This window comes from Novosphingobium sp. SG919 (assembly GCF_012932495.1).
GTDB lineage: Bacteria > Pseudomonadota > Alphaproteobacteria > Sphingomonadales > Sphingomonadaceae > Novosphingobium > Novosphingobium rhizosphaerae.
Genome location: NZ_JABCNG010000001.1, coordinates 735,031 through 760,278 on the forward strand (window position 1 = coordinate 735,031; position 25,248 = coordinate 760,278).

At 66.6% G+C, this 25,248-nt stretch carries 22 protein-coding genes; 7 read left to right on the top strand and 15 right to left on the bottom strand.

All coding sequences use genetic code 11. The annotated features are described in order from the left end of the window. Positions 1-173 precede the first annotated feature (173 nt). Together FHT19_RS03310 and FHT19_RS03315 are read left to right on the top strand one after the other, a co-directional pair. Positions 174-794, top strand: a complete 621-nt coding sequence (locus FHT19_RS03310; RefSeq protein WP_169473946.1) for a hypothetical protein — start codon at positions 174-176, stop codon at positions 792-794. Positions 795-949: 155 nt separating this feature from the next. Continuing rightward, a complete protein-coding gene (locus tag FHT19_RS03315; protein WP_169473947.1) occupies positions 950-2,236 on the top strand; it encodes an MFS transporter in 1,287 nt (428 codons plus the stop codon). Positions 2,237-2,279: 43 nt separating this feature from the next. Here FHT19_RS03315 and rsmD read toward each other — a convergent pair whose 3' ends face one another. Further along, on the bottom strand, positions 2,280-2,825 hold the full coding sequence (gene rsmD, locus FHT19_RS03320; RefSeq protein ID WP_169473948.1) for a 16S rRNA (guanine(966)-N(2))-methyltransferase RsmD: 546 nt from the start codon (positions 2,823-2,825) through the stop codon (positions 2,280-2,282). Between the two features lie 4 nt (positions 2,826-2,829). Further along, complete coding sequence (locus tag FHT19_RS03325) at positions 2,830-4,026, bottom strand: RNA pseudouridine synthase (protein WP_248290250.1); 1,197 nt, start codon at positions 4,024-4,026, stop codon at positions 2,830-2,832. 174 nt (positions 4,027-4,200) lie between these two features. Here FHT19_RS03325 and FHT19_RS03330 point away from each other — a divergent pair, with 174 nt between their 5' ends. After that, positions 4,201-5,916 (top strand): MFS transporter, encoded by a 1,716-nt coding sequence (locus tag FHT19_RS03330; protein ID WP_248290251.1) that lies wholly within the window; start codon positions 4,201-4,203, stop codon positions 5,914-5,916. A 70-nt stretch (positions 5,917-5,986) separates the two neighbouring features. Here FHT19_RS03330 and FHT19_RS03335 read toward each other — a convergent pair whose 3' ends face one another. From FHT19_RS03335 to trpB, 4 genes are all read right to left on the bottom strand, one after another. Continuing rightward, positions 5,987-7,309, bottom strand: a complete 1,323-nt coding sequence (locus tag FHT19_RS03335) for a folylpolyglutamate synthase/dihydrofolate synthase family protein (protein WP_169473949.1) — start codon at positions 7,307-7,309, stop codon at positions 5,987-5,989. Positions 7,310-7,366: 57 nt separating this feature from the next. Further along, positions 7,367-8,215 (bottom strand): acetyl-CoA carboxylase, carboxyltransferase subunit beta, encoded by an 849-nt coding sequence (accD, locus tag FHT19_RS03340; RefSeq protein ID WP_168554362.1) that lies wholly within the window; start codon positions 8,213-8,215, stop codon positions 7,367-7,369. Further along, positions 8,212-9,012, bottom strand: coding sequence for a tryptophan synthase subunit alpha (gene trpA / locus FHT19_RS03345; RefSeq protein WP_169474903.1), 801 nt, complete (start codon positions 9,010-9,012; stop codon positions 8,212-8,214). The genes accD and trpA overlap by 4 nt, the downstream gene beginning before the upstream one ends. Positions 9,013-9,235: 223 nt before the next feature. After that, entirely contained in the window at positions 9,236-10,471 is a 1,236-nt protein-coding gene (gene trpB / locus FHT19_RS03350) for a tryptophan synthase subunit beta (protein WP_169473950.1), read from the bottom strand. Positions 10,472-10,905: 434 nt separating this feature from the next. Here trpB and FHT19_RS03355 point away from each other — a divergent pair, with 434 nt between their 5' ends. After that, on the top strand, positions 10,906-11,367 hold the full coding sequence (locus tag FHT19_RS03355; protein WP_168554364.1) for an outer membrane beta-barrel protein: 462 nt from the start codon (positions 10,906-10,908) through the stop codon (positions 11,365-11,367). Positions 11,368-11,527: 160 nt separating this feature from the next. On the opposite strand, the gene FHT19_RS03360 is transcribed toward FHT19_RS03355, so the two are convergent. The 7 genes from FHT19_RS03360 to FHT19_RS03390 form a co-directional block, all read right to left on the bottom strand. After that, positions 11,528-12,175: a phosphoribosylanthranilate isomerase gene (locus FHT19_RS03360; protein ID WP_168554365.1), complete on the bottom strand. Its 648-nt coding sequence runs from the start codon at positions 12,173-12,175 to the stop codon at positions 11,528-11,530. Positions 12,176-12,198: 23 nt separating this feature from the next. Continuing rightward, entirely contained in the window at positions 12,199-12,960 is a 762-nt protein-coding gene (locus FHT19_RS03365) for an SIMPL domain-containing protein (RefSeq protein WP_169473951.1), read from the bottom strand. Positions 12,961-13,041: 81 nt separating this feature from the next. Beyond that, on the bottom strand, positions 13,042-13,524 hold the full coding sequence (locus FHT19_RS03370) for a GNAT family N-acetyltransferase (RefSeq protein WP_248291633.1): 483 nt from the start codon (positions 13,522-13,524) through the stop codon (positions 13,042-13,044). 44 nt (positions 13,525-13,568) lie between these two features. Next, the gene (pyrF, locus tag FHT19_RS03375) at positions 13,569-14,252 is read right to left on the bottom strand and encodes an orotidine-5'-phosphate decarboxylase (RefSeq protein ID WP_169473953.1); all 684 of its coding nucleotides are present in this window, start codon (positions 14,250-14,252) and stop codon (positions 13,569-13,571) included. Further along, a complete protein-coding gene (locus FHT19_RS03380) occupies positions 14,249-14,566 on the bottom strand; it encodes a LapA family protein (RefSeq protein WP_179504402.1) in 318 nt (105 codons plus the stop codon). Before FHT19_RS03380 ends, pyrF begins: the two co-directional genes overlap by 4 nt. Positions 14,567-14,652: 86 nt before the next feature. Then, positions 14,653-15,966: an adenylosuccinate lyase gene (purB, locus tag FHT19_RS03385; RefSeq protein WP_169473954.1), complete on the bottom strand. Its 1,314-nt coding sequence runs from the start codon at positions 15,964-15,966 to the stop codon at positions 14,653-14,655. Positions 15,967-16,215: 249 nt separating this feature from the next. Beyond that, positions 16,216-16,854 carry a DUF2490 domain-containing protein gene (locus FHT19_RS03390; protein WP_248290252.1) on the bottom strand — a complete coding sequence of 213 codons (639 nt, stop codon included), beginning with the start codon at positions 16,852-16,854 and terminating at the stop codon, positions 16,216-16,218. Positions 16,855-17,202: 348 nt separating this feature from the next. Between FHT19_RS03390 and FHT19_RS03395 the strand changes: the two genes are divergently transcribed. After that, positions 17,203-19,521 carry a TonB-dependent receptor gene (locus FHT19_RS03395; RefSeq protein WP_248290378.1) on the top strand — a complete coding sequence of 773 codons (2,319 nt, stop codon included), beginning with the start codon at positions 17,203-17,205 and terminating at the stop codon, positions 19,519-19,521. Positions 19,522-20,229: 708 nt separating this feature from the next. Beyond that, positions 20,230-22,302: a S46 family peptidase gene (locus tag FHT19_RS03400; protein ID WP_248290253.1), complete on the top strand. Its 2,073-nt coding sequence runs from the start codon at positions 20,230-20,232 to the stop codon at positions 22,300-22,302. On the opposite strand, the gene FHT19_RS03405 is transcribed toward FHT19_RS03400, so the two are convergent. Together FHT19_RS03405 and FHT19_RS03410 are read right to left on the bottom strand one after the other, a co-directional pair. Further along, positions 22,260-23,579: a cyclopropane-fatty-acyl-phospholipid synthase family protein gene (locus FHT19_RS03405; protein ID WP_169474905.1), complete on the bottom strand. Its 1,320-nt coding sequence runs from the start codon at positions 23,577-23,579 to the stop codon at positions 22,260-22,262. The two genes, FHT19_RS03400 and FHT19_RS03405, sit on opposite strands and share 43 nt — an antisense overlap. Positions 23,580-23,865: 286 nt before the next feature. Continuing rightward, positions 23,866-24,231 carry a glycine zipper 2TM domain-containing protein gene (locus tag FHT19_RS03410; protein WP_168554372.1) on the bottom strand — a complete coding sequence of 122 codons (366 nt, stop codon included), beginning with the start codon at positions 24,229-24,231 and terminating at the stop codon, positions 23,866-23,868. 175 nt (positions 24,232-24,406) lie between these two features. Here FHT19_RS03410 and FHT19_RS03415 point away from each other — a divergent pair, with 175 nt between their 5' ends. Continuing rightward, positions 24,407-25,246 carry a PhzF family phenazine biosynthesis protein gene (locus tag FHT19_RS03415; protein ID WP_169473957.1) on the top strand — a complete coding sequence of 280 codons (840 nt, stop codon included), beginning with the start codon at positions 24,407-24,409 and terminating at the stop codon, positions 25,244-25,246. Positions 25,247-25,248 lie beyond the last annotated feature (2 nt).

The following is a 25,248-nucleotide window of genomic DNA, read 5'->3' on the forward strand; positions in this document are numbered from 1 at the left end:
CATCTGTCATACATCAACAAAAACACGGTTTGTCGCATGCCAGGGGCAAGTCGATCGGCTGATCGACGCAAGATCACGCCTTGCCGATTGGACGGAAACGAAATGAAGGGATGGGGCGTAACTTGGACAAATTCTGATCTTGGGAACAGGAGAAGATCCCCATGCGAAAGATCATGTCTATCAGCGCTTTTGCGCTTGCCGTTGCTTCGATCCCGGCTGCACTGCACGCCCAGTCGGCCGCTACCACCCCGCCCGCGACTGCGGATGCGGCCGCTGCCGCAGCGCCTGCCGGGCCGTTTTCGATGACCACCGAGCAGAAGGGCCAGTATGATGCCTGGCCGGCCGATCTGAAGGCCAAGTATGATGCTTGGCCCTCGGCCCAGCAGGAATACTTCTGGTCGCTCAATGCTGACCAGCAGAAGGGCTGGTGGGCGCTGAACGATACCCAGCGTGGTCAGGTCTATGCGATGACGCCCGACCAGCGCGCCCAGATCTGGCCGTCGATCGTGGCGCAGGTCCAGGGCCGTGCCACGGCATCGGCTGCCGGCAGCACGCCGCCGGCGCCCGCCGCCGGTGCTGACGCCCAGGCCAGCACTTCGGGCGGCATGGCGGCCAACACGGCGCCTTCGCCCGCTCCGGCGGCGGATGCTGCCACGGACAGCGGCAGCAGCGCGACGGCCGGCAGCAACAGCCAGTACGCTGCGAACAGCGATACCAGCGCGATGCCCGCCAAGAAGTATCCGGTGTGTTCGCGCACCGTCACGGACAACTGCCGCAACCGCGGCGGCGTGTAACCGACAAGCCCTGAAGGGTCGCAACACTGTTGCCCTGACAATGGGACGGGCCAACGGGGAAGGGGTGCCGGGAAACCGGCGCCCCTTTTGCGTGCGGTGCACAAGATCATTGTTCGCTTGACAACGCACCGGCCGGCGGGAACGTCGCGTGCGTTATGACCGCGCCCACCCCGCTCCACGCCGTCCATCCCATCCGCCAGCACGCCCGGATTCTTGCTGCCAGCCTGGTTGGTACGGCGGTCGAATTCTATGACTTCTATATCTATGCCACGGCTGCGGCCCTGGTGATCGGGCCGCTGTTCTTTCCGGCCCAGGCGCCCGAGGCGCAAGTGCTGCTTTCGTTCATGACATTTGGCCTGGCCTTCGTGGCGCGGCCGGTGGGGGCCATCGCGTTCGGCCATTTCGGCGATCGCGTGGGGCGCAAGTCGACCCTGGTGGCCAGCCTGATGCTGATGGGCGGATCGACCATGCTGATCGCCTTCCTGCCGACTTATGCCATGGCGGGGCCGGTGGCGCCCGCGCTCTTGTGCCTGTTGCGTTTCGGCCAGGGCTTTGGCCTGGGCGGCGAATGGGGCGGGGCTTCGCTGCTGGCGGTTGAAAATGCGCCCAAGGGCTGGGAAGCGCGCTTTGGCGCGGCGCCGCAATTGGGCGCGCCGCTCGGCTTCCTGTTTGCCAACGGGCTGTTCCTGATCCTCGGACTGACTTTGCCCGAAGCCGCCTTTGCCAGCTGGGGCTGGCGCGTGCCGTTCCTGGCCAGCGCGCTGCTGGTCGGCCTGGGCCTGTGGGTGCGGCTCAAGATCGGGGAAACCGCCGCCTTCCGTGAAGCGGTGGAAGCCGCGCCTCCGCCCAAGGTTCCGGTCGGTCGCCTGCTGGCCGATCATCCCGGCGCGGTCTTGGCCGGCATCGCGGGCGTCGTCGCCTGCTTTGCGATCTTCTATCTCGCCACCACCTTCGCGCTTTCATTTGCCACCACCAAGCTCGGCTATGCCAAGCAGGAATTCCTGGCGGTGCAGCTGGCCGCCAATTTCTTCCTGGCTGCGGGCATCGCGCTGGCTGGCTGGTGGGCAGACAAGCGCGGGCCGGCCGCCGTGCTGCGCGTGGGCGCGGGGCTCACGGCGCTGGTCGGGCTGGTCTTCGGCCTGGGGCTGGGATCGGGGCATCTGCCGGTGGTCTTTGCCACGCTGGCCCTGGCGCTGTTCGTGATGGGGCTGGTCTATGGCCCGCTCGGCGCCTGGCTGCCCACGCTCTATGCCGTGCCGGTGCGCTACACCGGCATTTCGATCGCGTTCAACGTGGGCGGGATCATCGGCGGCGCGCTGGCGCCGTTCGCGGCACAATTGCTGGCGGCGCGCGGTGGCACGGCCAGCGTGGGCCTGTTCCTGACGGTGGCAGGGGCGGTGACTTTGGCGGGTGTGCTGCTGGCGCCCAAGCCAGCGCGCTAGGGGCCTGTCCTGAGCCTGTCGAAGGGCGCCGGCGCTGCCCTTGTCAGGCCTTCAAGCGCAGCAACGTGAGCCGTGCCTTGCCCACCTTGCGTTCGCTTTCCACTTCGCAGGCCTTGATCTGCGGCGCTTCGTCGGCGTGGGTTTCCAGGCTCACCCAGGTGCCTTCGCCGATCCAGCCCAGCCGGACCAGTTTGTCCACCGCCACCGCGCCCGCGCCGGTGCCATAGGGCGGATCGAGCAGGATCAGGTCCAGCGGTTCCTTGACCGGTCCCAGTGACAGGACGGACGAGGCGCGCACATCGGCCTGGGCCTGCACGCGGAAGGCGGTGAGGTTGGCACGGATCGCGCGGATAGCGGCCGCGTCCTGCTCCACGAACAGGCAATGCGCCGCCCCGCGCGACAGCGCTTCCAGCCCCAGCGCACCCGATCCGGCAAACAGATCGGCCACTTTGAGGCCTTCGAAATCGCCCAACCGGCTGGTCAGCATCGAAAACAGCGTCTCGCGCGTGCGGTCCGACGTGGGGCGGGTGGTGTCTCCGGCGGGCGCGTTCAGCTTGCGTCCGCGCCATTGCCCGGCAATGATACGCATTCGTTCAATTTTCCGTGTTGGGCGTGGCCGGCTTGGCGGGCTGGGCACTCTGGGCCGGCTGGGCTGCCTGCGCGGGCTGGGTCTTGAGCGTCTTGCGGAAGCGCTCGACCAGAACCTGCGGCACTTCCTCGGCCCCGCCGCGGGGCAGGTCGGCCAGCTCGAACGGGCCATAGGCGGTGCGCAGCAGGCGCGAGACCTGCAGGCCCAGATGCTCCAGCACGCGGCGCACTTCGCGATTCTTGCCTTCGGTCAGGGTCATTTCGATCCACTGGTTGCGGCCGGTGCGCCGCTCCATGTTGGCGTCGATCTGGCCATAGTGAATGCCTTCGATCTCGATTCCCTCGATCAGCTCTTCCAGCTGGTTCTGCGAGATGTCGCCAAAGGTGCGGGCGCGATAAGTGCGCGGGATGCCCGTGGCGGGCAGCTCCAGTGCGCGCTTCAATTCGCCGTCGTTGGTCAGCAGCAGCAGGCCCTCGGTGTTGAGGTCCAGCCGTCCCACCGGCATCACGCGCGGCGTGCCCGGCGGCAGCGCGTTGCGCAGCGCGTTGTAGATCGTGGGCCGACCCGAAGGATCGCGCTCGGCCGTGATCAGGCCGGCTGGCTTGTGAAAGCGGAACACGCGGGTGGGGGCGGCGGCGGCGATCAGCTTGCCATCCACGCTCACACCCTTGAGGTTCTTGAGAATCGTGGCGGGCGTGGTGACGAGTTCATCGTTCAGGCGCACGCGCCCTTCGGTGATCAGGCGCTCCACTTCGCGGCGCGAGGCAACGCCGGCGCGCGCGAGCAGCTTGGCAATGCGCTCGCCCTCGCGGCCTTCCTCGCGCGGCTGGGCCGGCGCGGCGGCGGGCTTGGCTGCGGGCCGGGCAGCCGCCTTGGCCGGATGGTTGGCGATGCGGAACGGGCGTTCGCCCTGCTGCGGGCGGGTGAGCGAGCTGGCCTGGGCCATGCCGCTCGGCCGATCGTCGCGCCGCGCAGCGGGCTTGGGCGCAACCGGCTTGGGGCTCAGCTTGCCTTCGATCTTGGCCGCAGGCCGGGCCTGCGGCTTGCCCGCCGGCTTGGCGGCGGGCTTGCTGCCGTCACGCGGCGCGGCGCGGTCTGCGCGCGGCGCCGGCTTGCCATCGGGACGGCGTGTACTTGCGGCCTTGTTGGAAGCGGCGGGCCGTCCCGGGCGGCCGCTCCTGCCTTTTGGGGGAAGTGTCATCGCCGGCCCATAGACCATTGCCGCCTTTGCGTCAAAGTGGCGGCGGATGGGGGTGCTTGGGGCTTCGACAGGCTCAGCCCGAACGGCACCTCGGTCGTGAAATCCGTTCGCCCTGCGCTTGTCGAAGGGCCTTCCCCGCGCCTAGGGTGCCCAGCGAGCAACCAGGAGACCACGATGGCATCGGCCCCCGCGCCACAGAAACCCAAGGGCTGGCGCCTGTTCAAGCTGGCGCTGCAATCGCGCAAGTCGGCCACGATGCTGGGTTTCGGGTTCTCCTCCGGGCTGCCCTATGCGCTGCTGATCGGCACGCTCAACGCCTGGCTGGGCGAAGTGAAGATCGACCTGGCCACCATCGGCGTGCTGTCGTGGATCGGGCTGTCCTATTCGTTCAAGTTCCTGTGGTCGCCGCTGGTCGATCGCCTGGCGCTGCCGGGGCTGGAGCGGCTGGGCCGCCGCAAGAGCTGGATCGCGCTGTGCCAGGGGGTGCTGGTGCTCAGCTTTGCCGGGCTGGCCGCCACCGATCCCACCCGTGCCATCGGCACATTTGCGCTGTTCGCGTTCCTGGGCGCGCTGGCTTCGGCCACGCAGGACGTGGCGATCGATGCCTGGCGGATCGACGTGGCCGACGAACAGGCCAGCGTCGAGCTGCTTTCCTCGATCTATCAGTTTGGTTATCGCATCGCTTCGATCGTGGGTGGGGCGCTGGCACTGGTCATGGCCGGGCGGATGAGCTGGCCGCTGGTCTATCTGTTGATGGCCGGGCTGATCGGCCTGGTCTTCGTGGTCACGCTGCGCGCGCCCGATACGCCGCGCGCCGAGCAGGGCGCCTTGCACGCCACGCTGGGGCAGGTGGGTGAACTCAACGCGTCCGCCCGCACTGCCGCGCTGGCGGTGGTGGGGGCCAGCTGGGCCTGGGCGATTGCCACGATCGTGCTGTTCATGGTCAAGATGCTCAGCCCGCTGGGGCCGGGGGAAAAGCACCCCTCCGTCGCCAGCTTCACGCGCGAAACCGGGCCGTTGATCGTGCTGGCCACGGTGGCCGTGCCGCTGCTGGTTTCGGCGGTGGTCAACGCGCTCAAGACGCGGCAGGTGGCCGTACTTGCCGCGCCCGACATGGACCATGGCCCGGTACGCACGGCGATGAACCATCTCTACGTGGCGCTGGTGGCGCCGCTGGCCGAACTGGTCGGCCGCTTGCGCTGGGGCGTGCTGATCGTGGTCGGCATGATCCTGACCTACACCTTGTGCTACAACATGTGGGCCAGCTTTGCCTTTCCGTTCTATCTCGAATTCCTGCACTATTCCAAGGACGAGGTGGCTTTTGCCTCGAAGCTGTTCGGCATTTTCATGACCATTGCCGGGATCAGCCTGGGTGGCTTCCTGTTCGTGCGGCTGGGGCGCATGCCCACGATCCTGATCGGTGCGGTGCTGCCCATCCTGGGCAATTTCGTCTATGCCGATCTGGCCGAAGGCGCCCCGTTGATCGACCGGGTGGGCCATGCCATTGGCCTCCACGCCCTGTTCGGCGCGTTCGGGTTCGATGATCGCATGGTGCGCCTGCTTCTGGCGATCAGCTTTGAAAACATCTCCACCGGCATCGCCGGGGCGGCATTCGTCGCATATATGTCGGGCATCGTCAGCCGCAGCTACACCGCCGTGCAATATGCGCTGCTGTCCTCGCTCACGTTCCTGATCGGCTCGCTGGGGCGCGGGATCGCGGGCGAGGCATTCGACCTTTATGGCTATGCCACGGTGTTCCGCTATGCCGCGCTGGCCGGCGGGCTGGCGGTGGTCTTCGTGCTGCTGGAATGGGCAAGGGTGTCGCGCGGGGCCTTGCGCGTGGCTTCGCACCACCCCCCAACCCCCTCCTCTGAAGAGGAGGGGGAGTAAAGAATTGATATCTAAGCCCCCTCCTCTTCAGAGGAGGGGGTTGGGGGTGGTGGAAATCACGCCTGCCGATTCAATCCGGCACTTCGCCATTCCGCCGCAGCACGTCGCCGGCCAGATAGAGCGAGCCGACGATCAGCACGTCGCCGCCCGGCGGCAGCGCGGCCAGGGCCGCTTCCACATCGGCAAAGCTGCGCACGGGCAGGGCGCTGTGCGCGGCGAAATCCTCGGGCCGGTGGGCATCGTGGCCGGGCGCGGGGACGACCGAGATGGACAGCGCATGATCGCCCAGCGGGGCGAGGATCGCGCCGGGGTCCTTGTTTGCCAGCATGCCGATGACCACGTGCACCGGGGGCTGCGCGGCGAGGTGGCGGGCGATGGCAAGGCCGGCATCGGGATTGTGTCCGCCATCGAGCCACACCGTGCGGCCCGGCACTTGCACCGTCAGCGGCCCGGCACCCAGCCGTTGCAGCCGGGCAGGCCAGCGCGCGGCGCGGATGCCATCGGCCATGGCCTGCGGGCTTACGTCAAGGGCGCTCTGGTGGCGCAGCATGGCCACGGCGAGCGCAGCGTTTTCTGCCTGGTGGGCGCCCGCCAGCGCGGGTAGCGGCAGGGTAAGCGATCCGCGCTCATCGCGATAGACGATTGCGCCATCCACGCTGGCATCCCACGCCGCGCCGCGCGGCACCAGGATACCGCCTTGCGTCGCGGCCGTATCGGCAACCACCTGCGCTGCGTGGGGCGGATAGGCCAGCGTGACCAGCGGCACGCCCGGCTTGGCGATGCTGGCCTTTTCAAAGGCGATGCGCGCCAGCGGATCTTGCGCCGCGGCGGCGGGAATGCCGGGATCGGGTGAAAGCAGGAACGCCTCGTGATCGAGGCCCAGCGTGGCAAGGCCGGCGCAGGCCGCTGTTGGCAGGATGTTGGTGGCATCCAGCCGCCCGCCCAGACCGGTTTCGATCACGCAGGCATCCGCCGGCACGCTGGCAAAGGCCAGGAACAACGCGGCGGTGGTCACTTCGAAAAAGCTCGGCTTCAGGTCTGGCTCTGCGGCGTCGAGCGCCCGCTTGAGCAGATCGGCCAGCAGCGCATCGTCGATCAACTGGCCGGCCAGGCGAATACGCTCGTTATAGCGCACCAGGTGCGGCTTGGTGGCGGTGTGCACGCGCAGGCCCTGCGCTTCCAGCATGAAGCGCAGGTACGTGCAGGTCGAACCCTTGCCGTTGGTGCCGGCCACGTGGAACACGGGCGGCAGCCGGTCTTGCGGGTTGCCCAGACGCGCGCAGAGCTCGCGCACGGTGTCGAGGCCCAGCCGTCCTTGCGGCAGCGACAGCGCGCCCAGCCGATCGAGCTGGGCCTGCACTGCCGGATTTTCGGAAATCGCGAAGTCCTTCACGAAACCCCCTCCCGCCGATCCACCCCCGCGCGGGCGCGGGGGTGGGGCGCGTTCGTGTCAGGCGGCCTTGGCGGCCATCAGGTAATCGATGGTTTCGGCCAGGGTGGCGCGCAGGTTGTGGCGGTGCACCACCATGTCGATCATGCCGTGGGCGTGCAGGTATTCCGCGCGCTGGAAGCCTTCGGGCAGCTTTTCGCGGATCGTGTCCTGGATCACGCGCTGGCCGGCAAAGCCGATCAGGGCACCCGGCTCGGCAATCTGCACGTCGCCCAGCATGGCATAGCTGGCGGTCACGCCGCCGGTGGTCGGATCGGTGAGAACCACGATATAGGGCAGGCCCGCCGCGTGCAGGCGGCTGATCGCCACGGTGGAACGCGGCATCTGCATCAACGACAGGATGCCTTCCTGCATGCGCGCGCCGCCCGCCGCCGTCACGGCGACATAGGGGCACTTTTCGCGGATTGCGCGCTCGGTGCCGGCGATGAAGGCATTGCCAACGGCCATGCCCATCGATCCACCCATGAACGCGAATTCCTGCACGCCGACCACGGCCTTCTTGCCTTCGATCCGGCCCACCGCGTTGGTCAGTGCATCGGGATGCGGGTTGGCGGCGCGGGCGGCCTTGATGCGATCAGCATACTTCTTGGTGTCGCGGAACTTGAGCGGGTCTTCCTTCACCTTGGGCGCGGGCAGCAGGACGAAACCGGGGTCCATCAGCTGTGCCAGGCGCGCATCGGCGCCGATGCGGCCATGGTGGTCGCAGCGCGGGCAGACCGACTGGTTGTCTTCATACTCCTTGGTGAACAGCATTTCGCTGCACGAAGGGCACTTGATCCACAGGTTGTCGGGCGTATCGCGCTTGGGGGTGAAGGGCAGCGCGTTGCGAACGCGGTTGATCCAGCTCATGCAATGTCCTTTCGCGCCGCGTGCACGGCCGCGCTCAGTGCAGCGACCAGGTCGCGCACCGGGCCGGCGGCATCGGCGCCGTGTTGGGCCACGAGATCCACCAGCGCGGAACCGACGACGACGCCATCGGCCACGGCGGCAATGCCACCGGCCTGTTCGGGCGTGCGCACGCCAAAGCCCACGGCAACGGGGATCGTGGCGGTCTGCTTGATCCGCGCCACCGCCTCTTGGATCGAGGCGAGCGCGGCCGATTGCTTGCCGGTGATGCCGGCAACCGAAACGTAATAGAGGAACCCGCCCGAGCCATCGAGCACGGCGGGCAGCCGCGCCGCATCGGTGGTGGGCGTGGCGAGGCGAATGGGCGAAATGCCGTGCGCGCGCAGCGCCGGGCCCAGTTCCGGGTCTTCCTCGCTGGGAATGTCCACGCAGATCACGCCGTCCACGCCGGCATCGGCGCAGGCATCGGCAAACCACTGGGCGCCGCGCGTGATCATCGGGTTGGCATAGCCCATCAGCACCAGCGGCACGTTAGGGTGACGGGCGCGAAAGCCCTTGGCGATGGCCAGGATATGCGCGGTCTTGGTGCCTGCGGCCAGCGCGCGCAAGTTGGCGTTCTGGATCGCTGGGCCATCGGCCATGGGATCGGTGAACGGCATGCCCAGCTCGATCACGTCGGCCCCGCCAGCCACCAGCGCATCGAGAATCGCGGGTGTCGCTTCGGGCGTCGGGTCCCCGCCGGTGACGAAGCAGACCAGCGTGGCGTGGCCCTTGGCAAAGGCGGATGAAAGGCGGGACATGGTCAAGCCCTCTCCCCTTCGGGGGAGAGGGTTGGGAGAGGGGCAAGCCGCGCATCTGCCAACGCCTGCGAGAGCATTTTCAAAACACCTTCCATCGTCTTCGTCACTTTCGGGCAGCGCACTACGTTATTCCCTGCTGGATGCAAAGGGGCGCACCTTTATCGTCGTCACCCCGGATCAAGTCCGGGGTGACGATGCATGAGGAGGCTAGGGCGTTCCGCCCTTACAGCTCTACCCCCAGGTGCTTGGCGACGGAGAAGATGTCCTTGTCGCCACGCCCGCAAAGGTTGGCCAGGATGATCTGGTCCTTGTCCAGCGTCCGCGCGAGCTTGGCGACAGCGGCGATGGCATGGCTGGGTTCGAGCGCGGGAATGATCCCTTCGGTGCGGCAGAGCAGCTGGAAGCCGTCGAGCGCCTCGGTATCGGTCACCGAGGTGTATTCCACCCGGCCGATATCCTTGAGCCAGGCGTGCTCGGGGCCGATGCCGGGATAGTCCAGGCCCGCGCTGATCGAATGGCCTTCGGTGATCTGGCCATCCTCGTCCTGCAACAGATAGGTCTTGTTGCCGTGGAGCACGCCAGGGCGCCCCCCGGCAAGGCTGGCCGCGTGTTCCTTGTCCAGCCCGTGGCCGGCCGCTTCCACGCCCAGCATCTTGACCGAAGGATCATCCAGGAACGGATGGAACAGGCCGATGGCGTTGGAGCCGCCACCGATCGCGGCCACCAGCACATCGGGCAGGCGGCCGACGCGCGAGAGCATCTGCGCCCGCGCTTCGCGGCCGATCACGCTTTGGAAATCGCGCACCAGTTCGGGATAGGGGTGCGGGCCCGCGGCGGTGCCGATGATGTAGAACGTGTCGTGCACGTTGGCGACCCAGTCGCGCAGCGCTTCGTTCATCGCATCCTTGAGCGTGCCCGCGCCCGAGGTGACCGGCACCACTTGCGCGCCCAGCAGCTTCATGCGGAACACGTTGGGCGCCTGGCGCGCCACGTCGGTGGCACCCATGTAGACCACGCAGGGCAGCCCGAAACGCGCGCAGACGGTGGCCGTGGCCACGCCGTGCTGCCCGGCGCCGGTTTCCGCGATGATCCGCGTCTTGCCCATGCGCATGGCCAGCAGGATCTGGCCGATGCAGTTGTTGATCTTGTGCGCGCCGGTGTGGTTCAACTCGTCGCGCTTGAACCAGACCTGGGCACCCTTGCCTTCCGGCGCGCTCTTGGCCAGTTCCTCGGTCAGCCGGGGCGCGAAATAGAGCGGGCTCGGCCGGCCGACATAGTGTTCGAGCAGATCGTCGAACTCGGCCTGGAAAGCCGCATCGGCCTTGGCCTTGCGGTATTCCGTCTCGAGATCGAGGATCAGCGGCATCAGCGTTTCGGCAACATAGCGGCCCCCGAACTGGCCGAAGTGGCCACGCTCGTCGGGCTGATTGCGGAAGCTGTTCGGGTTCTGGACAGTCATGGTCCAGCCGATTGGCAGAGGGCGCGGCGCTTGTCCAGATTCATGGCCCAACGGGCGGTTGCGGGCCATGGGCCCCCACGCGATGTGCCCGGTTCACGCTTCGGATTTATGCAATTCCATTTCCGCAATTTGCATCATTGCGCGTTCATCCTGGCGTAATGTGCCGGCGTTAGAGAGCGTTTTGCAACGTCGTGAAGGCGGTCCTGTAATGGGGCCGCCTTTTTGCGTTTTCAAATACTGCAACGATACTTTCTGTCTATTTGTTCAGAAAAGAAGAATCCTTTCACAAATGACAGAAACTGTGGCAAAAATGCCATGTGTACTATGTTAGAGTCAGAAATGTCATTTTTCTGACTTGTTGAGGATTGAGGCGCGGACTACTTGCCCACTCGACCGCCGCGCAAAACGGCGGCTTGAATGCAAGGAGGTTTATTATGCGTCTCGTTCTTCTCGCGCTCGCCGGTACCCTGGCTGCAGCTGCCCCGGCTATGGCCAACGAGGTCCGCGTCGAAGCGCACAGCGGCGTGCTGTGGAATCACGACAGCACCGATGCCACGGCTGGCGTTGCTGCCGGTTACGACTATGACCTTGGCCCTGCCGCATTCGGTGGCGTCGAAGTGTCGGCCGACAAGATCCTGAACAGCTATGCCAAGCGCGTTTCGGTTGGCGTTTCGGGTCGCCTGGGTGCCAACCTGGCCGGCACCAAGCTCTATGCCGTGGGCGGCTATGCCACCACGCCGTGCTCTGACTGCGGCGGCGCATGGAACTTCGGCGCCGGCGTGCAGAAGTCGTTCCTGCAGAAGTTCTACGGCAAGGTGGAATACCGCCACTACATCGCCGACGAAGGCCTGGGCAACCGCGACGCGGTGACCGCCGGCGTGGGCTTGAAGTTCTGATCGCACCGATCCGAACAGCGGGAAAAGGGCGGCGCGCGAGCGTCGCCCTTTTTCGTTGCGGCACCGGCCCGCTCTCCCACCCGACCTCCCAACGATAGTACCCTATGGGAGGTCGGGTGGGGGAGCGGGCCGGTGCCGCAAATCCGGCGAAGCCGGACCTTCAATTAGCCGAACGCGCGGCGCGGCAGAAGGCCTGGATGCGGCTTTCGTCCTTGACCCCGGGCGCGCTTTCCACGCCGGACGAGACATCGACCAGTTCGGCGCCGGTCTGGCGCACCGCATCGGCAACGTTATCGGGTGAAAGACCCCCGGCCAGGCCCCAGGCGGTGGCGCCGCGATAGGTTTTGAGCAAGGTCCAGTCGAACACCAGGCCCAGGCCACCGGGAATGGCAGCGCCCTTGGGCGCCTTGGCATCGAACAGCAGCAGATCGGCCGCGCCGGCATAGCGGGTGGCGGCGGCAACGTCGGCAGGGGCGGCGATGGACAGCGCCTTCCACACCGGCAAGCCAAACTGCGCCTTGAGCTGGGCGGCGCGTTCGGGCGTTTCCGCGCCGTGGAGTTGCAGCACGTCCAGCCGGGCGGCGCGCACGGCCTCGGCAATCGTGGCGTCATCGGCGTTCACGAACAGCCCGACCAGGCGCGCACGCCCGGCGTTGCGCGCGCCAAGCGTGGCGGCATCGCGCACCGATACGTGCCGGGGCGAAGGGGGGAAGAACACGAGGCCGGCGTATTCGGCGCGCGCGGCAAGCGTGGCGTCGAGCGCGGCACTCGTGTTGATTCCGCAGATCTTGATAGCAGGGGCTGGCATGACCAGCCCATGTGGCGGCTTGCTTACTGCGGTGCAAGCTCGAACGTGATGGTGACCGATGCGCTCACGTCCAGTTCGCCGGCGGCAACCGGGCTTGGTGCGGCGCTCATCATCATCTTGTCGGCGCGGGCATAGAGCATCGGCGGCTGGGGCGACCAGCCGCCGGTTTCGCTGATGGTCAGAATGCGTACCACCTTGAGGCCGGCAGCGCGGGCATAGAGTTCGGCGCGGGCGCGGGCCTTGCTCACCGCGTCGACTCGCGCTTCGTCCTGGGCCACGTCGGGCTTGTCGAGCTGGAAGCTCGGGCCGTTCACTTCGTTGGCGCCGGCTTTCACCAGCGTGTCGATCACCTGGCCATAGCGGGCAAGGTCGCGCTGCTTGACCTGCACCTGGTTGGTGGCGCGATAGCCCACGATCACCGGATCGCCTTCGGTGCTGCCATCGGGCAGGCGCTTTTGCTGGCCATAGACCGGGCTGACCGAAAGATTGCTGGTCTGAATGTCACGCGCGGCCACGCCGCTGGCCTTGAGCGCGGACAGCGTGGCATTCATCGCGCGGGCATTGGCGGCCAGCGCTTCGCTCGCCGTCTTGCCTTCGCTGGTGACGCCGGCGGAGAACACCGCCAGATCGGGCACGCGCGTGGTGCGGCCTTCGGCCTGGACGGTCAGGACGGTAGCGCCGGGGCTGACGACAGGGGCGGTCTGCACCGATTGGGCATGGGCGGGAACGGCAAGCGCGGCCAGCGGCAGGGCGGCAATGCTGGCGGCAAGGATCAGGCGCTTCATCGGGGACGGTCTCCGTTTGTTACGGTTCAGGCATGGCCGAAGCGAGCTTGCGGCGCGCTGAACCGTTGCAGGGGAAACCGTTCAGGTAAGCGGGCGTTCCAGCACGACCATGGCAAAATCGACCGCCATGGTGCCGGGGAACGGGCGGGTTTCACCGGTGCGGACATAACCGCGGCGCTCGTACCAGGCGATCAGTTCAGGGCGGCGGTCGATTACGGTCATTTCGATGGCGCGGGCGCCCAGTTCTGTCTTGGCCATGGCATCGCACTGCGCCAGCAGCGCCCGCCCCAGGCCACCGGCCTGCACATCGGGATCAACGCAGAGCATGCCGAGATAGGCCCTGCTGCCGGGCAAGCCCACCAGTGTGACCGTGCCCACCAGTGCACCATCCCCGGCTTCGGCCACGATCACGCGCTTGTCGGCGGCGGCAAGCGCGGCGGCGAGTTCTGCGTCCGACGTGCGTTCGTCATCGAGCAGATCGGCCTCGTGCGTCCAGCCCTGGCGCGCGGTATCGCCGCGATAGGCACGTTCCACCAGGGTGCGCAGCGCGGGCAGGTCGGCCAAGGTGGCCAGCCTGAACTTTGGCTCCACAGCGGTCGGCATGGTGCTTACAGCGTGGCTTCGATGGCGCGAGCGGCGGCCACCGGGTCTTCGGCGCGGCTGATCGGGCGGCCGATCACCAGGCACGATGCGCCGGCATCGCGCGCGGCGCGCGGCGTCATGGCGCGCTTCTGGTCGCCCAGTGCGGCGCCCTTGCCTTCGGCCGGGCGCAGGCCGGGCACCACGAAATAGCCATTCTTCCAGCGGCGGTGGACTTCGCCCACTTCGTGGCCCGAACAGACGATGCCATCGAGGCCCGCTTCCTGGGCAAGGTCGGTCAGGCGCAGCACCTGGTCGTGCGGGGTGCCGGCAATGCCGGTGCGGGCCAAGTCGGCATCGTCCAGGCTGGTCAGCACGGTTACGGCCACCACCTTGCACGCTTCGCCGGCCGCCGCCTTGGCGTCTTCCATCATCGCCCGCCCACCAGCGGCGTGGATGGTGACGATCGCGGGCTGCAGCACATGGATCGACTGCATCGCGGCCGCGACCGTGTTGGGAATGTCGTGCAGTTTCAGGTCGAGGAAGATCGGCAACCCGATCTTGGCCATTTCGAGAACGCCGTGGTGACCATGCGCGCAAAAGAATTCCAGACCCAGCTTCAACCCGCCGACGTGCCCTTTCACCTTTTGCCCCAGCGCCACTGCGGCATCGAGGCGGGGAAGATCGACGGCAAGATAGATCGGGTTGCTCACGGGTGGATGTCCGGCTGGGCCGCATCAATGGCGGCATCGGTGGCGGGATAGGTGCCGGCCTGGCTCACCAGGCTCGACTCCAGAGTGGCGATGCGGCGCTTGAGGCGCCAGCGGCGCAGGCGGCCCGCCGCCCAGGGCGGCAGGAACCCGGCCAGGAAAAAGACCAGCGCGACAAATCCCACCGGCCAGTCGAAATGCAGATACCCGGCGCCATAGGGCCAGAAATTCACCCGCGCGGTTTCCGCGTTCATCACGATGAAAGCGGCAAAGGCCGCAACGAGGGCGAGCCACAAGACGATGCGGATCTGCTTCATGTGTGGCGCTTCACCTTCAACCTGCCGTGCCCCATGCACGGGTGGCGGACATTAGGCAGATTGTAAACGAAGCGCCAGCACTTGCATTATTCGCCGAACACGCGGGCGAAGATCGTATCCACAGCCTTGAAGTGATAGTCCAGGTTGAACTTTTCCTCGATCTGCTGCGCGGTCAGGGCCTTGGTCACGTCCTCGTCGGCCTTGAGCAGTTCGAGCAGCGAAAGCTGGCCGTCGGATTCCCACACCTTCATGGCGTTGCGCTGCACCAGGCGATAGGCCTCGTCGCGCGTCACGCCGGCCTGGGTCAGGGCCAGCAGCACGCGCTGCGAGTGGACCAGGCCGCCCATGCGATCGAGGTTCTTCTGCATCCGCTCAGGATAAACCACCAGCTTGTCCACCACCGAAGTCAGGCGGGCGAGGGCGAAATCGAGCGTGATCGTGGCGTCGGGGCCGATGAAGCGTTCCACCGACGAGTGCGAGATATCGCGCTCGTGCCACAGCGCCACGTTTTCCAGCGCCGGGGTCACGGCCGAACGCACCACGCGGGCAAGGCCGGTGAGGTTTTCGGTCAGCACCGGGTTGCGCTTGTGCGGCATGGCGGACGAACCCTTTTGCCCCGGCGAGAAGTATTCTTCCGCTTCGAGCACTTCGGTGCGCTGCAGGTGGCGCACTTCGGTGGCCAGGCGCTCGATCGAGCTGGCGATCACGCCCAGCGTGGCAAAGAACATCGCGTGGCGATCGCGCGGGATCACCTGGGTGGACACCGGCTCGACGCTCAGGCCCAGCTTTTCGGCCACGTATTCTTCCACGGCCGGATCGATGTTGGCAAAGGTGCCCACTGCGCCGGAAATGGCGCACGTGGCGATTTCGGCCCGGGCATTGACCAGGCGCGCGCGGCAGCGCGAAAATTCGGCATAGGCCTCGGCCAGCTTCTTGCCGAAGGTGGTCGGTTCGGCATGGATGCCGTGGCTGCGGCCGATGGTCGGGGTATACTTGTGCTCTGTCGCCCGGCGCTTGATCGCGGCAAGCAGGGCGTCGATGTCATCCAGCAGGATATCGGCGGCGCGGGCCAGCTGCACCGCCAGCGTGGTGTCGAGCACGTCGGAGCTGGTCATGCCCTGGTGCATGAAGCGCGCCTCGGGGCCAACCTGCTGCGCCACCCAGTCGAGGAAGGCGATCACGTCGTGCTTGGTCACCGCTTCGATCGCGTCGATCGCGGCCACGTCGATCGTGGGGTTGGTCGCCCACCAGTCCCACAGCGCCTTGGCGCCGCTTTGCGGCACCACGCCCAGGTCACCCAGCTTCTGCGTGGCATGGGCCTCGATCTCGAACCAGATGCGATAGCGCGCTTCGGGTTCCCAGATCGCGGTCATCGCGGGGCGGGCATAACGGGGGACCATGGTTCGACTCCGGAGTTGACAGGTTTGCTGGTGCTCGCCCGCCCGCTACGGGCGTGCGGCCGTTAAGGCAAGGGGCAGGGGCGCCAGCGTGCCGGATCGGCCCGCCCTGCCACGCCGTTCCCCCCGGTTCGGCATGGCAAGGCGGGCCGGCCCCGTGCGCGCCGCCGGCGGCTGCACGGGGATCGACGAACGATCGGGGCAGCCGGGGAAAGAGGCGCCAGCCGGTCGAAGCGTCGAATCGCGCGGAAATTACAGCGCGAGAGTAAGCGCCACGGAGGCGACGTGGTCGCTGCTGTCGAGCTTGCCGGGGCGGATGCCGTGCTGGTTGAGATAGCCGGCTTCGACCGATAGCGTCTTGGTGATCGGCGCATTGACGCCGATGAAATTGCGCATGCGCTCCTCGCCGTTGACGGTCTGGAACGTGGTCTTGTTCAGGTCGATAAAGCTTTCGTGGCTGGCCACGATCATGACCTTGCTGTCTTTGGCCACCGGCAGGCTGGCCTTGATGAACGGGCGCAGGCGCCAGCCGGTGCCGGGCATGTTGTCGCGCCAGCGTTGTTCCAGACGCATGCGGCCGTTGAACCGCACCGGGCCCAGGTGGGCGAAATTGTCGAACGAGACCTGCTGGCGGAAACGACGCTCCATCACCGCGAAATCGCCGTGCAAGTAGTTGGGATCGTGGGTGTAGCCGAGCCACACGGTGAAGGTCTTGTCCAGCTTGTAGCCGACCATGAAATTGTCTTCGAGTTCGTAGAACCCGCGCGTGTTGCCGGTGCGCAAGATGGTTTCGTTGGACACGCGCCAGTGGGGCCCGGCCTTGGCGGTGACGGTCAATCCGCCCCAGCCCTGCGTGTCGGTGTCTGCGCGGGCGGCGCCGGGGGCAAGCATACAGGTAGCGGCCAGGGCGGCGCCGAAAAGGCAAGGCAGGATACGCATGAGGCGAAGTGTCCGTTCAGGGCTGTTGGCCGCCCCTATGACGTTTTGATGACACATTCGTGACAAAGGATTGACGCAAAATAGACGGAATTGATGGCGAGGGGCGCCGCATTTTCGGGGGTTTGGGATGATCCTTGCGCTATGCTGTGTTTCATGAAATATAGCCTGGGGTGACAAAATATGACACTGCGGCTTGGCCGCGGTGCAGTATCCAGGGGCAATAGATCCATGAATTCAGCGACGAAACGCCACTTGTGCAAAGTGGCGCCGGCCGGGCTCGCCCTGGCGGCACTCCTGGTCATGCCGGACGGGGCGCGGGCGGATTCGGCTGCCGATCCGCAACCTTTGCCAGGGCCGGCCAACGATATCGTCGTGACGGCGCGCCAACGGCCCGAACCGGCGCAGCGCGTTCCCGCGGCGTTGAGCGTGGTGGGCGGCGCGTGGCTCGATCGGTCGCTGGCGGTCAACACCCAGGCGCTGACCACGCTGGTGCCTGCGCTTGCTTATTCCTCAGCCAATCCGCGCAACACGGCCTTTACCATTCGCGGCCTGGGATCGAGCGTCGTGGCGGTGAGCCAGGCCAACGACGGGCTGGAGCCGGGCGTGGGCTTTTATGTCGACGGCGTGTACCACGCCCGCCCGGCGACGGCGGCGTTCGACTTTTCCGATATCGAGCGGGTGGAAGTGCTGCGCGGCCCGCAAGGCACCTTGTTCGGCAAGAACACCACGGCCGGGGCGATTTCCATCACGTCGCGCCTGCCGTCCTTCACGCCGGCCGCCAGCGAGGAAGTCAGCCTGGGCGAGCGCCGTTATGTGCAGGCGCGGGCCATGGCCACCGGGCCGCTGGTGGACGATGTGCTGGCCTATCGTGTCTCGGGCCTGCTCACGCGGCGCGACGGGGTGATCCACAACGTACGCACCGGCGCAGACCAGAACAGCGTGGACAACCAGGCCCTGCGTGGCCAGCTGCTGTTCACGCCTTCGGCCAGCGTGCGGCTTCGGCTGGTGGCCGATTATGCCCGCTTTGGCGGCGAATGCTGCACCCAGGTTTACCTGCGCGTTGGCACCAGCCTGCGCAGCGCCTCGCGCCAATATGCCGCGCTCGCCGCCGCTGCCCACTATGCCCCGCCCAGCACCAATCCTTATGACCGGTTGACCGATATCGACGCGGCGTTGGGGGTGAACACCAACGAAGGGGGCGTTGCCGCAACGCTGGACTGGAACCTGGGCGCCGCCACGCTCACGTCGGTCAGTGCCTGGCGCTTCTGGAACTGGGACGCGGCCAACGATCGCGACTATACCGGCCTGCAGATCCAGACCACGCAGCACATCCCCTCGCGCCAGGATCAGATCAGCCAGGAACTGCGCCTGGCTTCCAACGGCGATCATCGCGTCAGCTATGTGGCCGGGCTATATTATTTCCGCCAGGTCATCACCGGGCACCCGATCTCGATCTATGGTTCCTATGGCGCGCCGTGGCTGCTGGGCACGACCACGAGCAACGGCACGGCGATCCCCGCCAACCTGCTCGACGGCTATGGCCAGACCGGCAACACGCGCTATGCCGTCAGCAGCTATGCCGCCTTTGCCGAGGCGAACTGGAAAGTACTGCCGCGCGTGACGCTGACCGGCGGCCTGCGCCAGACCTGGGAAGACAAGAACGGCCAATATGCCACCACCGTGTTTGGCGGGCCGGCGACCAGCAACGCCGCGCTGATCGCCGCGCAGCTTTCGGTGCTGCGGCCCCAATCCTATACCGCGCGCAACAGCGATGCGAGCCTTTCGGGACGGGCCAACCTGGCCTGGCAGGTGACCCCCTCCATCATGGCCTATGCCGGCTATGCCCAGGGGTTCAAGTCGGGCGGGATCAACATGTCGGGCCTGCCGCTCGACAGTGCCAACCAGCCGGTGCTGGCCACCGCGGTGATCCGCCCCGAACGCAACGTGACGTGGGAAGGCGGGATCAAGAGCCAGTGGTGGGACCACCGCCTGACGCTCAACCTGGCGGCCTATCGCACCACGGTGCGCGATTTCCAGGCGACGATCGTCGATTCCAGCCAGACCGTGGCCCTGCGCGGCTATCTTTCCAACATTCCACGCGTGCGCGTGCAGGGGGTGGAAGCCGATGCCGCGGTGCACTGGGGCGGGCTGACGCTGACCGGCGCCCTGGCCTATGCCGATGGCCGCTATACCGATTATCCCAAGGGGCCGTGCCCGCTGGAAGTGCAGACGGCGGCCACCACGGCGTGCGACCTCACCGGCAAGACGCTGACCGGTCTGTCGCGCTGGACCGAGACGCTGGGCCTGGACTATCGCCTGCCCATGGCGCGGGGCGAATGGGTGCTGCACAGCGACACCGCCTGGCGCACCAGCTATAACGGCGATCCCTCGCTCTCGCGCTATACCATGATCGACGGCTATGCGCTGACCAACGCCAGCCTCGCGTGGCGCAGCCGCCGCGATGGCGGGCCCGGCGTGGAACTGGGGGTGTTTGCGCGCAACCTGTTCAATGCGGACTATATCCAGAACCTGACGATCCAGGCGGGCAATTCCGGCTTGATTCTGGGCACGCCAAGCGATCCCCGCACCCTGGGCGTGACGTTCCGCGCCTGGCAGTGAGGGGGCACGGCGGCGCGCCTTGCCCCTCCGTCAGGCTTGCGGCCTGCCACCTCCCCATCAGGAATGGGGAGGAGTAGTTCCCCTGATCCTCCCTGCCGCACAGCGGTGGGGAGGGGGACCGCCGGCATTGCCGGGTGGTGGAGGGGCACCTTCCCGTCGGCACCCCGCGTCCCGGCATCGGCGCACATTTCTCCCCGCAAGGCAGGGGGCAAAGAGCGTGAAACAGTGGCCGATGGATCGGGCAGGAAAAGCCGCGCCATGCCGCAAGGGCTGGGCGCGTGGGTGGGCGGGTCGGGCGGCGACACCGCCCGACGGATAGCAGATGCCACGACTTCCCCAGCCTGTGGCAACCCTCCGGAGCTATGGCCAATCCGCCTGCTCCCGGCCTTGTTCCATCGATGCCAATGTCGCTTCCCTTACACCCCCTGCTAAGTGAAGACCTGTAGAGCAGGGCCAGAAGCGGGCGGCGAAGTCATCCCGCAATGCCTTGGGTTTCGACCGACATTGGGCGGTTTGGGCGGGCAGGCGCGTTTGTGTTGCCAAAAATTACACTGCTTTTCGGTGGTTGCCGCGCTGCCGCAATCGCTCGGTTTCGGACCGATTGGCAACGCTCGGTTTTTCCGATTGCTGCATCTGTTTCGGTTTGCAGCGAGGCGTGGTCCATGGCACCCCATGGCCATCCGAAAAGCCTTGCAAGAGGATGCCCCCATGCTGCCTTATCCCGCGCTTTTGCGCCTGCGCCGTGCCATGCTCGCCGGCGCCATGCTGGCCACACCCCTGGCACTTGCCGCCCCTGCACGGGCCGACGAAGGGATGTGGACGTTCGATGCCTTTCCCGCCGCGCGGATGAAGCAGGATTATGGCTGGGCGCCCGACCAGGCGTGGCTTGATCGCGTCCGCGCCTCGGCCGTGCGGCTGACGGGGGGCTGTTCGGCCAGCTTCGTTTCGGCCGAGGGGCTGATCCTCACCAACCACCACTGCGTGGTCGATTGCGCGCAGAACCTGTCGAGCGACAAGGAAGACCTGGTCGCGAACGGCTTCATTGCTGCCCGGCGCGAGGATGAGCGCAAGTGCCCGGGGCAGCAGGCCGAAGTGGTAACGGCCATCACCGACGTGACCGCCGCGGTGAAAGGCGCGATCGGCACGCTGGCGGGTGAAGCGCTGGTCAAGGCGCGCGACGCCAAGATTGCCGAGATCGAGAAGGCCGGGTGCAAGGACACGGCCACCACGCGTTGCCAGGTGGTAACGCTGTTCGGCGGCGGGCAATACAAGCTTTATACCTATCGCAAGTATTCCGACGTGCGGCTCGTGTGGGCGCCCGAATTCCAGGCGGCGTTCTTTGGCGGCGATCCCGACAATTTCAACTATCCGCGCTATGCGCTCGATGCCGCGTTCCTGCGCGCCTATGAAAACGGCAAGCCGGTGAAAGTGGCCGCGCACCTGAAATGGAGCGCGCGGGCGCCCCAGCCGGGCGAGGCGACGTTCGTGGTGGGCAATCCCGGCTCTACCCAGCGGCTGTTCACGATGGACCAGATCGCGTTCCAGCGCGAGGTTTCGCTGCCGATCACCAACACGGTGCTGTCCGAATTGCGCGGCCGGCTGATCACCGCGATGGAGCAGAGCCCCGAGCGCAAGCGCGAGGGCGGAGACAGCCTGTTCGGTTTTGAAAACGCGCTCAAGGTTTATATCGGGCGGCAGAAGGCGCTCAACGACCCCGCCTTCCTGAAGATGCTGGCCGATAACGAGGCGACGCTGAAAGCCAAGGTGGCCGGCAATGCCGCGATCGGCGATCCCTGGACGCAAGTGGGGCAGGCGGTGGCCGCCTATCGCAACATCTACGCCGCCTATCGCTTTACCCAGCCGATGGGCGACCTTTACGGCTATGCTGAAACGCTGGTGAAAGCCGCGATCGAGCGGGGCAAGCCCAATGGCGAGCGCCTGCCCGGCTACACCGACAGCGCGCTACCGCTGCTGGAAAAGCAAGTGCTCGACGCCAAGCCGACCTACCCCTGGCTCGAACAGCTTGAGCTGGAGTGGAGCCTGTCCAAGGCGCGCGAATACCTGGGCGCCGACGATCCCGACACGCGCCTGATGCTGGGCAAGGAAAGCCCCGAAGGCCTGGCGGAACGGCTGGTTTCGGGAACGAAGCTGGCCGATCCCGCCGTTCGCAAGGCACTGTGGGAAGGGGGCGCGGCCGCGATTGCCGCCAGCACCGATCCGCTGATCGTCTATGCCCGCAACCTGGAGCCGCGCCAGCGCGAACTGCAAAAGGCAGTGGACGCGCAATACCAAGGGCCGCTGGTGGCGGCCGGGGCCAAGCTCGCCGATGCGCGCTTTGCCGCCTATGGCGCGACGCTCTATCCCGATGCCACGTTCACGCTGCGCATCAGCTATGGCAAAGTGGCGGGATGGAAGGAACGCGGGGCCGACGTGGCGCCGGTGACGACCATCGGCGGCGCGTTCGACCGCGCCACCGGCGCGCAGCCGTTCCTGCTTGCCAAGGGCTTTACCGCGCACGAGGCACAGATCGCCAAGGCCACGCCGTTCGATTTCGTGACCACCAACGATATCATCGGTGGCAATTCCGGCTCACCGGTGGTCGACAAGGACGGCGCCGTGATCGGCGCCGCCTTTGACGGAAACATCCATTCGCTGGGTGGGAACTATGGGTACCAGGGTGACGTAAACCGCACCGTGGTGGTCAGCACCGCCGCCGTGCAACAAGCGTTGGAAACGATCTATCCGGCGCCCGCGTTGGTGCGCGAACTGGCGTCGAAGTGAAACACCTTGGCCCCGTCGGCGCCAGCCTCGGCGCCGGCGGCGGCCAACCGCCGCGCGCGCAGCCCGTTCTCTTCCCGGCCGATATAGTCGCGGGTGAGGGGCAGCGTGTCGCGATGGCGCACCAGTTGGAACTGGAAATTCACCATATCGGCATGTTCAAACGCGGTGGCGGCACCGGCCAGGTAGAATAGCCACATGCGATAGAAGCGCGCATCGAACAGCGCCTCGATCTTGTCCTTGTTGGCCACGCAGCGATCGTACCAGGCGCGCAGCGTGGGCGCATAGTGGCGGCGCAGCACTTCCACGTCGGTGATCATCAGGCGGTTGGGTTCGACCGCCGCCACCGTCTCGCTCATTGCCGGGATATAGCCGCCCGGGAAGATATACTTGCGCGTGAAATCGTCGGTCACGCTGGGCGGGCCGACGCGGCCGATGGTGTGCATCAGCATCACCCCGTCGTCGCCCAGGATATTGTGGCACTGACGGAAATAGGCGCTGAAGTTGGGCACGCCGACATGCTCGAACATGCCCACCGAGACGATGCGATCATACGTATCGGTCACGTCGCGATAGTCGGTCAGGCTGAAGGTAACGTCGCCGTCCACCCCTTCGCGCCGCGCCCAGTCCTGGGCATAGGCAAGCTGTTCCTTGGACAGGGTGATGCCGTGCACGCTCGCGCCGGTCAGCTTGTGCAACTGGATCGCCAGGCCACCCCAGCCGCACCCGATATCGAGCACGCGCAGGCCTGGGCGCAGTGCCAGCTTGGCGGCGATATGTTCCACCTTGGCGTGCTGGGCTTCTTCCAGCGTGGTCACCCCTTCGCCCCAATAGGCGCAGGAATACTGGCGCAGCGGATCGAGAAACAGATCGTAGAGGCGATCATCCAGATCGTAATGATGGGCCACGTTGCGGCGCGAGGCGTTGCGCGCGTTCAACTGGTCGATCCGGCCGGCGATGTTGAGCCACAGCTTGCGCAAGGGGCCGGGATTGTCGATGTCTCCGGCGCGTTCCCACGGGTTGTTGGCGCGCACGAAGCTGATGAAATCCATGATGTCGCCGCCCTCGATGCGGACGCGATCATCCATGAAGGCCTCGCCCAGGCCCAGGCTGGGGTTGCGGGCCAGATAGCCCGGGACCTTCTTGTCCATCAGGCGCAGGGTAAGATCGGGCCAGCCTTCCTGGGCCACGCCAAACACCCGGCTGCGGCCATCTGCTTCGATTACTGTCAAGGTACCGTGGCGGATCAGGCGTTTGAGCACCGGACCCAGGATCAACATGGACATCGTTAATAAAGCTCCGACGGACCCTCCCCGCATGTCCACTATGCACAAGCGCGGCCCGCCTGCAAGCGGGCCGCACCGATTATTCAATATCCTGATTTTTCAGGATGTGTGCGTTGGAGTCTGATCCAAAATTCGCCGCTGGGCGAATTTTGGGTTCGGCGCCGGCCCGCTCCCCACCCGGCCTCCCAAACGGTACGCTTGCGTGGGAGGCCGGGTGGGGGAGTGAGCTGGTGCCAAACCAGCCGGGACTACATCATCGACGTAGTCCCGGATCAGAACCTTAACGGCAGCGTGCGTTGCCGCGATCGATTTCGCGGCCAAGCAGACCGCCACCCACGGCGCCCAGCAGGGTGCCCATGGTGCGATCGCCACGCGTGTCGATCGCGCGGCCCACCAGGGCGCCACCGGCGGCGCCGATGATCAGGCCGGTCGTGCCGTTGCTGCGCTTGCAGTAGTAGCGGCCGTCGCGGCCACGCCAGATGCGCTCGTCGCGGCCGATCGGACGGGGCTCGCGATAGCGGCCGCGATCGTCGAAGCGGTCGTGACGGCCATAGCCATGGCCACGGCCGTGGCCCGGATCGGCCATGGCCGGTGCGGCGGGAAGAACGATGGCGGCCATGACCGCGGCGAGAATGGTCTTCTTCATGGGGTATGCTCCCTGCTTGGTCCGAAAATTCGTGACGGTGAACCCGGTTTTGAGCGATGCGATCCACAACCGGCGATGAACGTCTCGTTGTCTTTCATGTTCCGGGGCAAAGCGAGCCGCTTGCGCGACGGGTTGTGCCTTGCCGGGCGCGGGGCTGGTCGATAGTCATGGTCGAATGTTGCTCGATCTTGTCGATGTTTTCGTTTCGGGCCCGCTTTCGGGCAATCCCCTGGCCGTGGTGCGCGGGGGCGATGCCCTTGATGCCGATGCGATGCTGGCGTTGACGCGCTGGCTGGGCTTTTCGGAAACCACCTTTCTGCTGCCACCCACAGACCCTGCCGCCGACTATCGGGTGCGGATTTTCTACCCGGCCGGCGAATTGCCTTTTGCCGGCCACCCCACGCTGGGCACGGCCAAGGCCTGGCTGGCGGCGGGCGGCGTGCCGCGCACGCCTGGGCTGGTGATCCAGGAATGTGGCGTGGGGCTGGTGGACGTGCGCGTGGAAGACGATGTCCTGGCGTTTCGGGCCCCGGCGCTAAGGCGTGGGGGGCCGCTTTCGCCCGAAGATCGTGACGAGGCGATCCGCGTGGCCGGCGTGCCGGAAAGCGCGGTGGTCGATGGGGTGCATGCCGATAACGGTCCTGGCTGGCGCCTGTTGCGGCTGCGCAGCGCAGCCGATGTGCTGGCTGCCGTGCCGGTTGCGAGCGCGCCGGTGCCCACCGATGTGGGCCTGATTGGCCCCTGCGCGCCCGGCGCCGACAGCGATTTCGAACTGCGCGCGTTCTTTACCAACCCGCAGGGCAAGATCGTGGAAGATCCGGTGACCGGCAGTCTCAACGCCGCCGCGGCGCAAGTCGTGTTTGCCGCGGGCCTGGCCCAGCACCGCTATGTCGCCACGCAAGGGCGCCGCACTGGCGCCGACGGGCGCGTGGTGCTGACCCAGGATGGGCAAGGCGCGGTCTGGGTGGCCGGCGGCGTGCGGATGGTGAGCCGGGGTGGGGTGGTGGAGGCCTAAGG

Excerpts from the sequence above, each read along its gene's own strand:
- purB (WP_169473954.1), bottom strand. The coding sequence starts at position 15,966 with ATGGTCCCCCGTTATGCCCGCCCCGCGATGACCGCGATCTGGGAACCC.
- FHT19_RS03325 (WP_248290250.1), bottom strand. The coding sequence starts at position 4,026 with ATGACACTTCCCCCAAAAGGCAGGAGCGGCCGCCCGGGACGGCCCGCC.
- FHT19_RS03310 (WP_169473946.1), top strand. The coding sequence starts at position 174 with ATGTCTATCAGCGCTTTTGCGCTTGCCGTTGCTTCGATCCCGGCTGCA.
- FHT19_RS03330 (WP_248290251.1), top strand. The coding sequence starts at position 4,201 with ATGGCATCGGCCCCCGCGCCACAGAAACCCAAGGGCTGGCGCCTGTTC.
- FHT19_RS03365 (WP_169473951.1), bottom strand. The coding sequence starts at position 12,960 with ATGAAGCGCCTGATCCTTGCCGCCAGCATTGCCGCCCTGCCGCTGGCC.
- FHT19_RS03355 (WP_168554364.1), top strand. The coding sequence starts at position 10,906 with ATGCGTCTCGTTCTTCTCGCGCTCGCCGGTACCCTGGCTGCAGCTGCC.
- FHT19_RS03405 (WP_169474905.1), bottom strand. The coding sequence starts at position 23,579 with ATGTTGATCCTGGGTCCGGTGCTCAAACGCCTGATCCGCCACGGTACC.
- accD (WP_168554362.1), bottom strand. The coding sequence starts at position 8,215 with ATGAGCTGGATCAACCGCGTTCGCAACGCGCTGCCCTTCACCCCCAAG.
- FHT19_RS03410 (WP_168554372.1), bottom strand. The coding sequence starts at position 24,231 with ATGAAGAAGACCATTCTCGCCGCGGTCATGGCCGCCATCGTTCTTCCC.
- FHT19_RS03395 (WP_248290378.1), top strand. The coding sequence starts at position 17,203 with ATGCCGGACGGGGCGCGGGCGGATTCGGCTGCCGATCCGCAACCTTTG.
- trpA (WP_169474903.1), bottom strand. The coding sequence starts at position 9,012 with ATGTCCCGCCTTTCATCCGCCTTTGCCAAGGGCCACGCCACGCTGGTC.
- FHT19_RS03415 (WP_169473957.1), top strand. The coding sequence starts at position 24,407 with ATGTTGCTCGATCTTGTCGATGTTTTCGTTTCGGGCCCGCTTTCGGGC.
- FHT19_RS03380 (WP_179504402.1), bottom strand. The coding sequence starts at position 14,566 with ATGAAGCAGATCCGCATCGTCTTGTGGCTCGCCCTCGTTGCGGCCTTT.
- rsmD (WP_169473948.1), bottom strand. The coding sequence starts at position 2,825 with ATGCGTATCATTGCCGGGCAATGGCGCGGACGCAAGCTGAACGCGCCC.
- trpB (WP_169473950.1), bottom strand. The coding sequence starts at position 10,471 with ATGACTGTCCAGAACCCGAACAGCTTCCGCAATCAGCCCGACGAGCGT.
- FHT19_RS03400 (WP_248290253.1), top strand. The coding sequence starts at position 20,230 with ATGCTGCCTTATCCCGCGCTTTTGCGCCTGCGCCGTGCCATGCTCGCC.
- FHT19_RS03360 (WP_168554365.1), bottom strand. The coding sequence starts at position 12,175 with ATGCCAGCCCCTGCTATCAAGATCTGCGGAATCAACACGAGTGCCGCG.
- FHT19_RS03315 (WP_169473947.1), top strand. The coding sequence starts at position 950 with ATGACCGCGCCCACCCCGCTCCACGCCGTCCATCCCATCCGCCAGCAC.
- FHT19_RS03390 (WP_248290252.1), bottom strand. The coding sequence starts at position 16,854 with ATGCTTGCCCCCGGCGCCGCCCGCGCAGACACCGACACGCAGGGCTGG.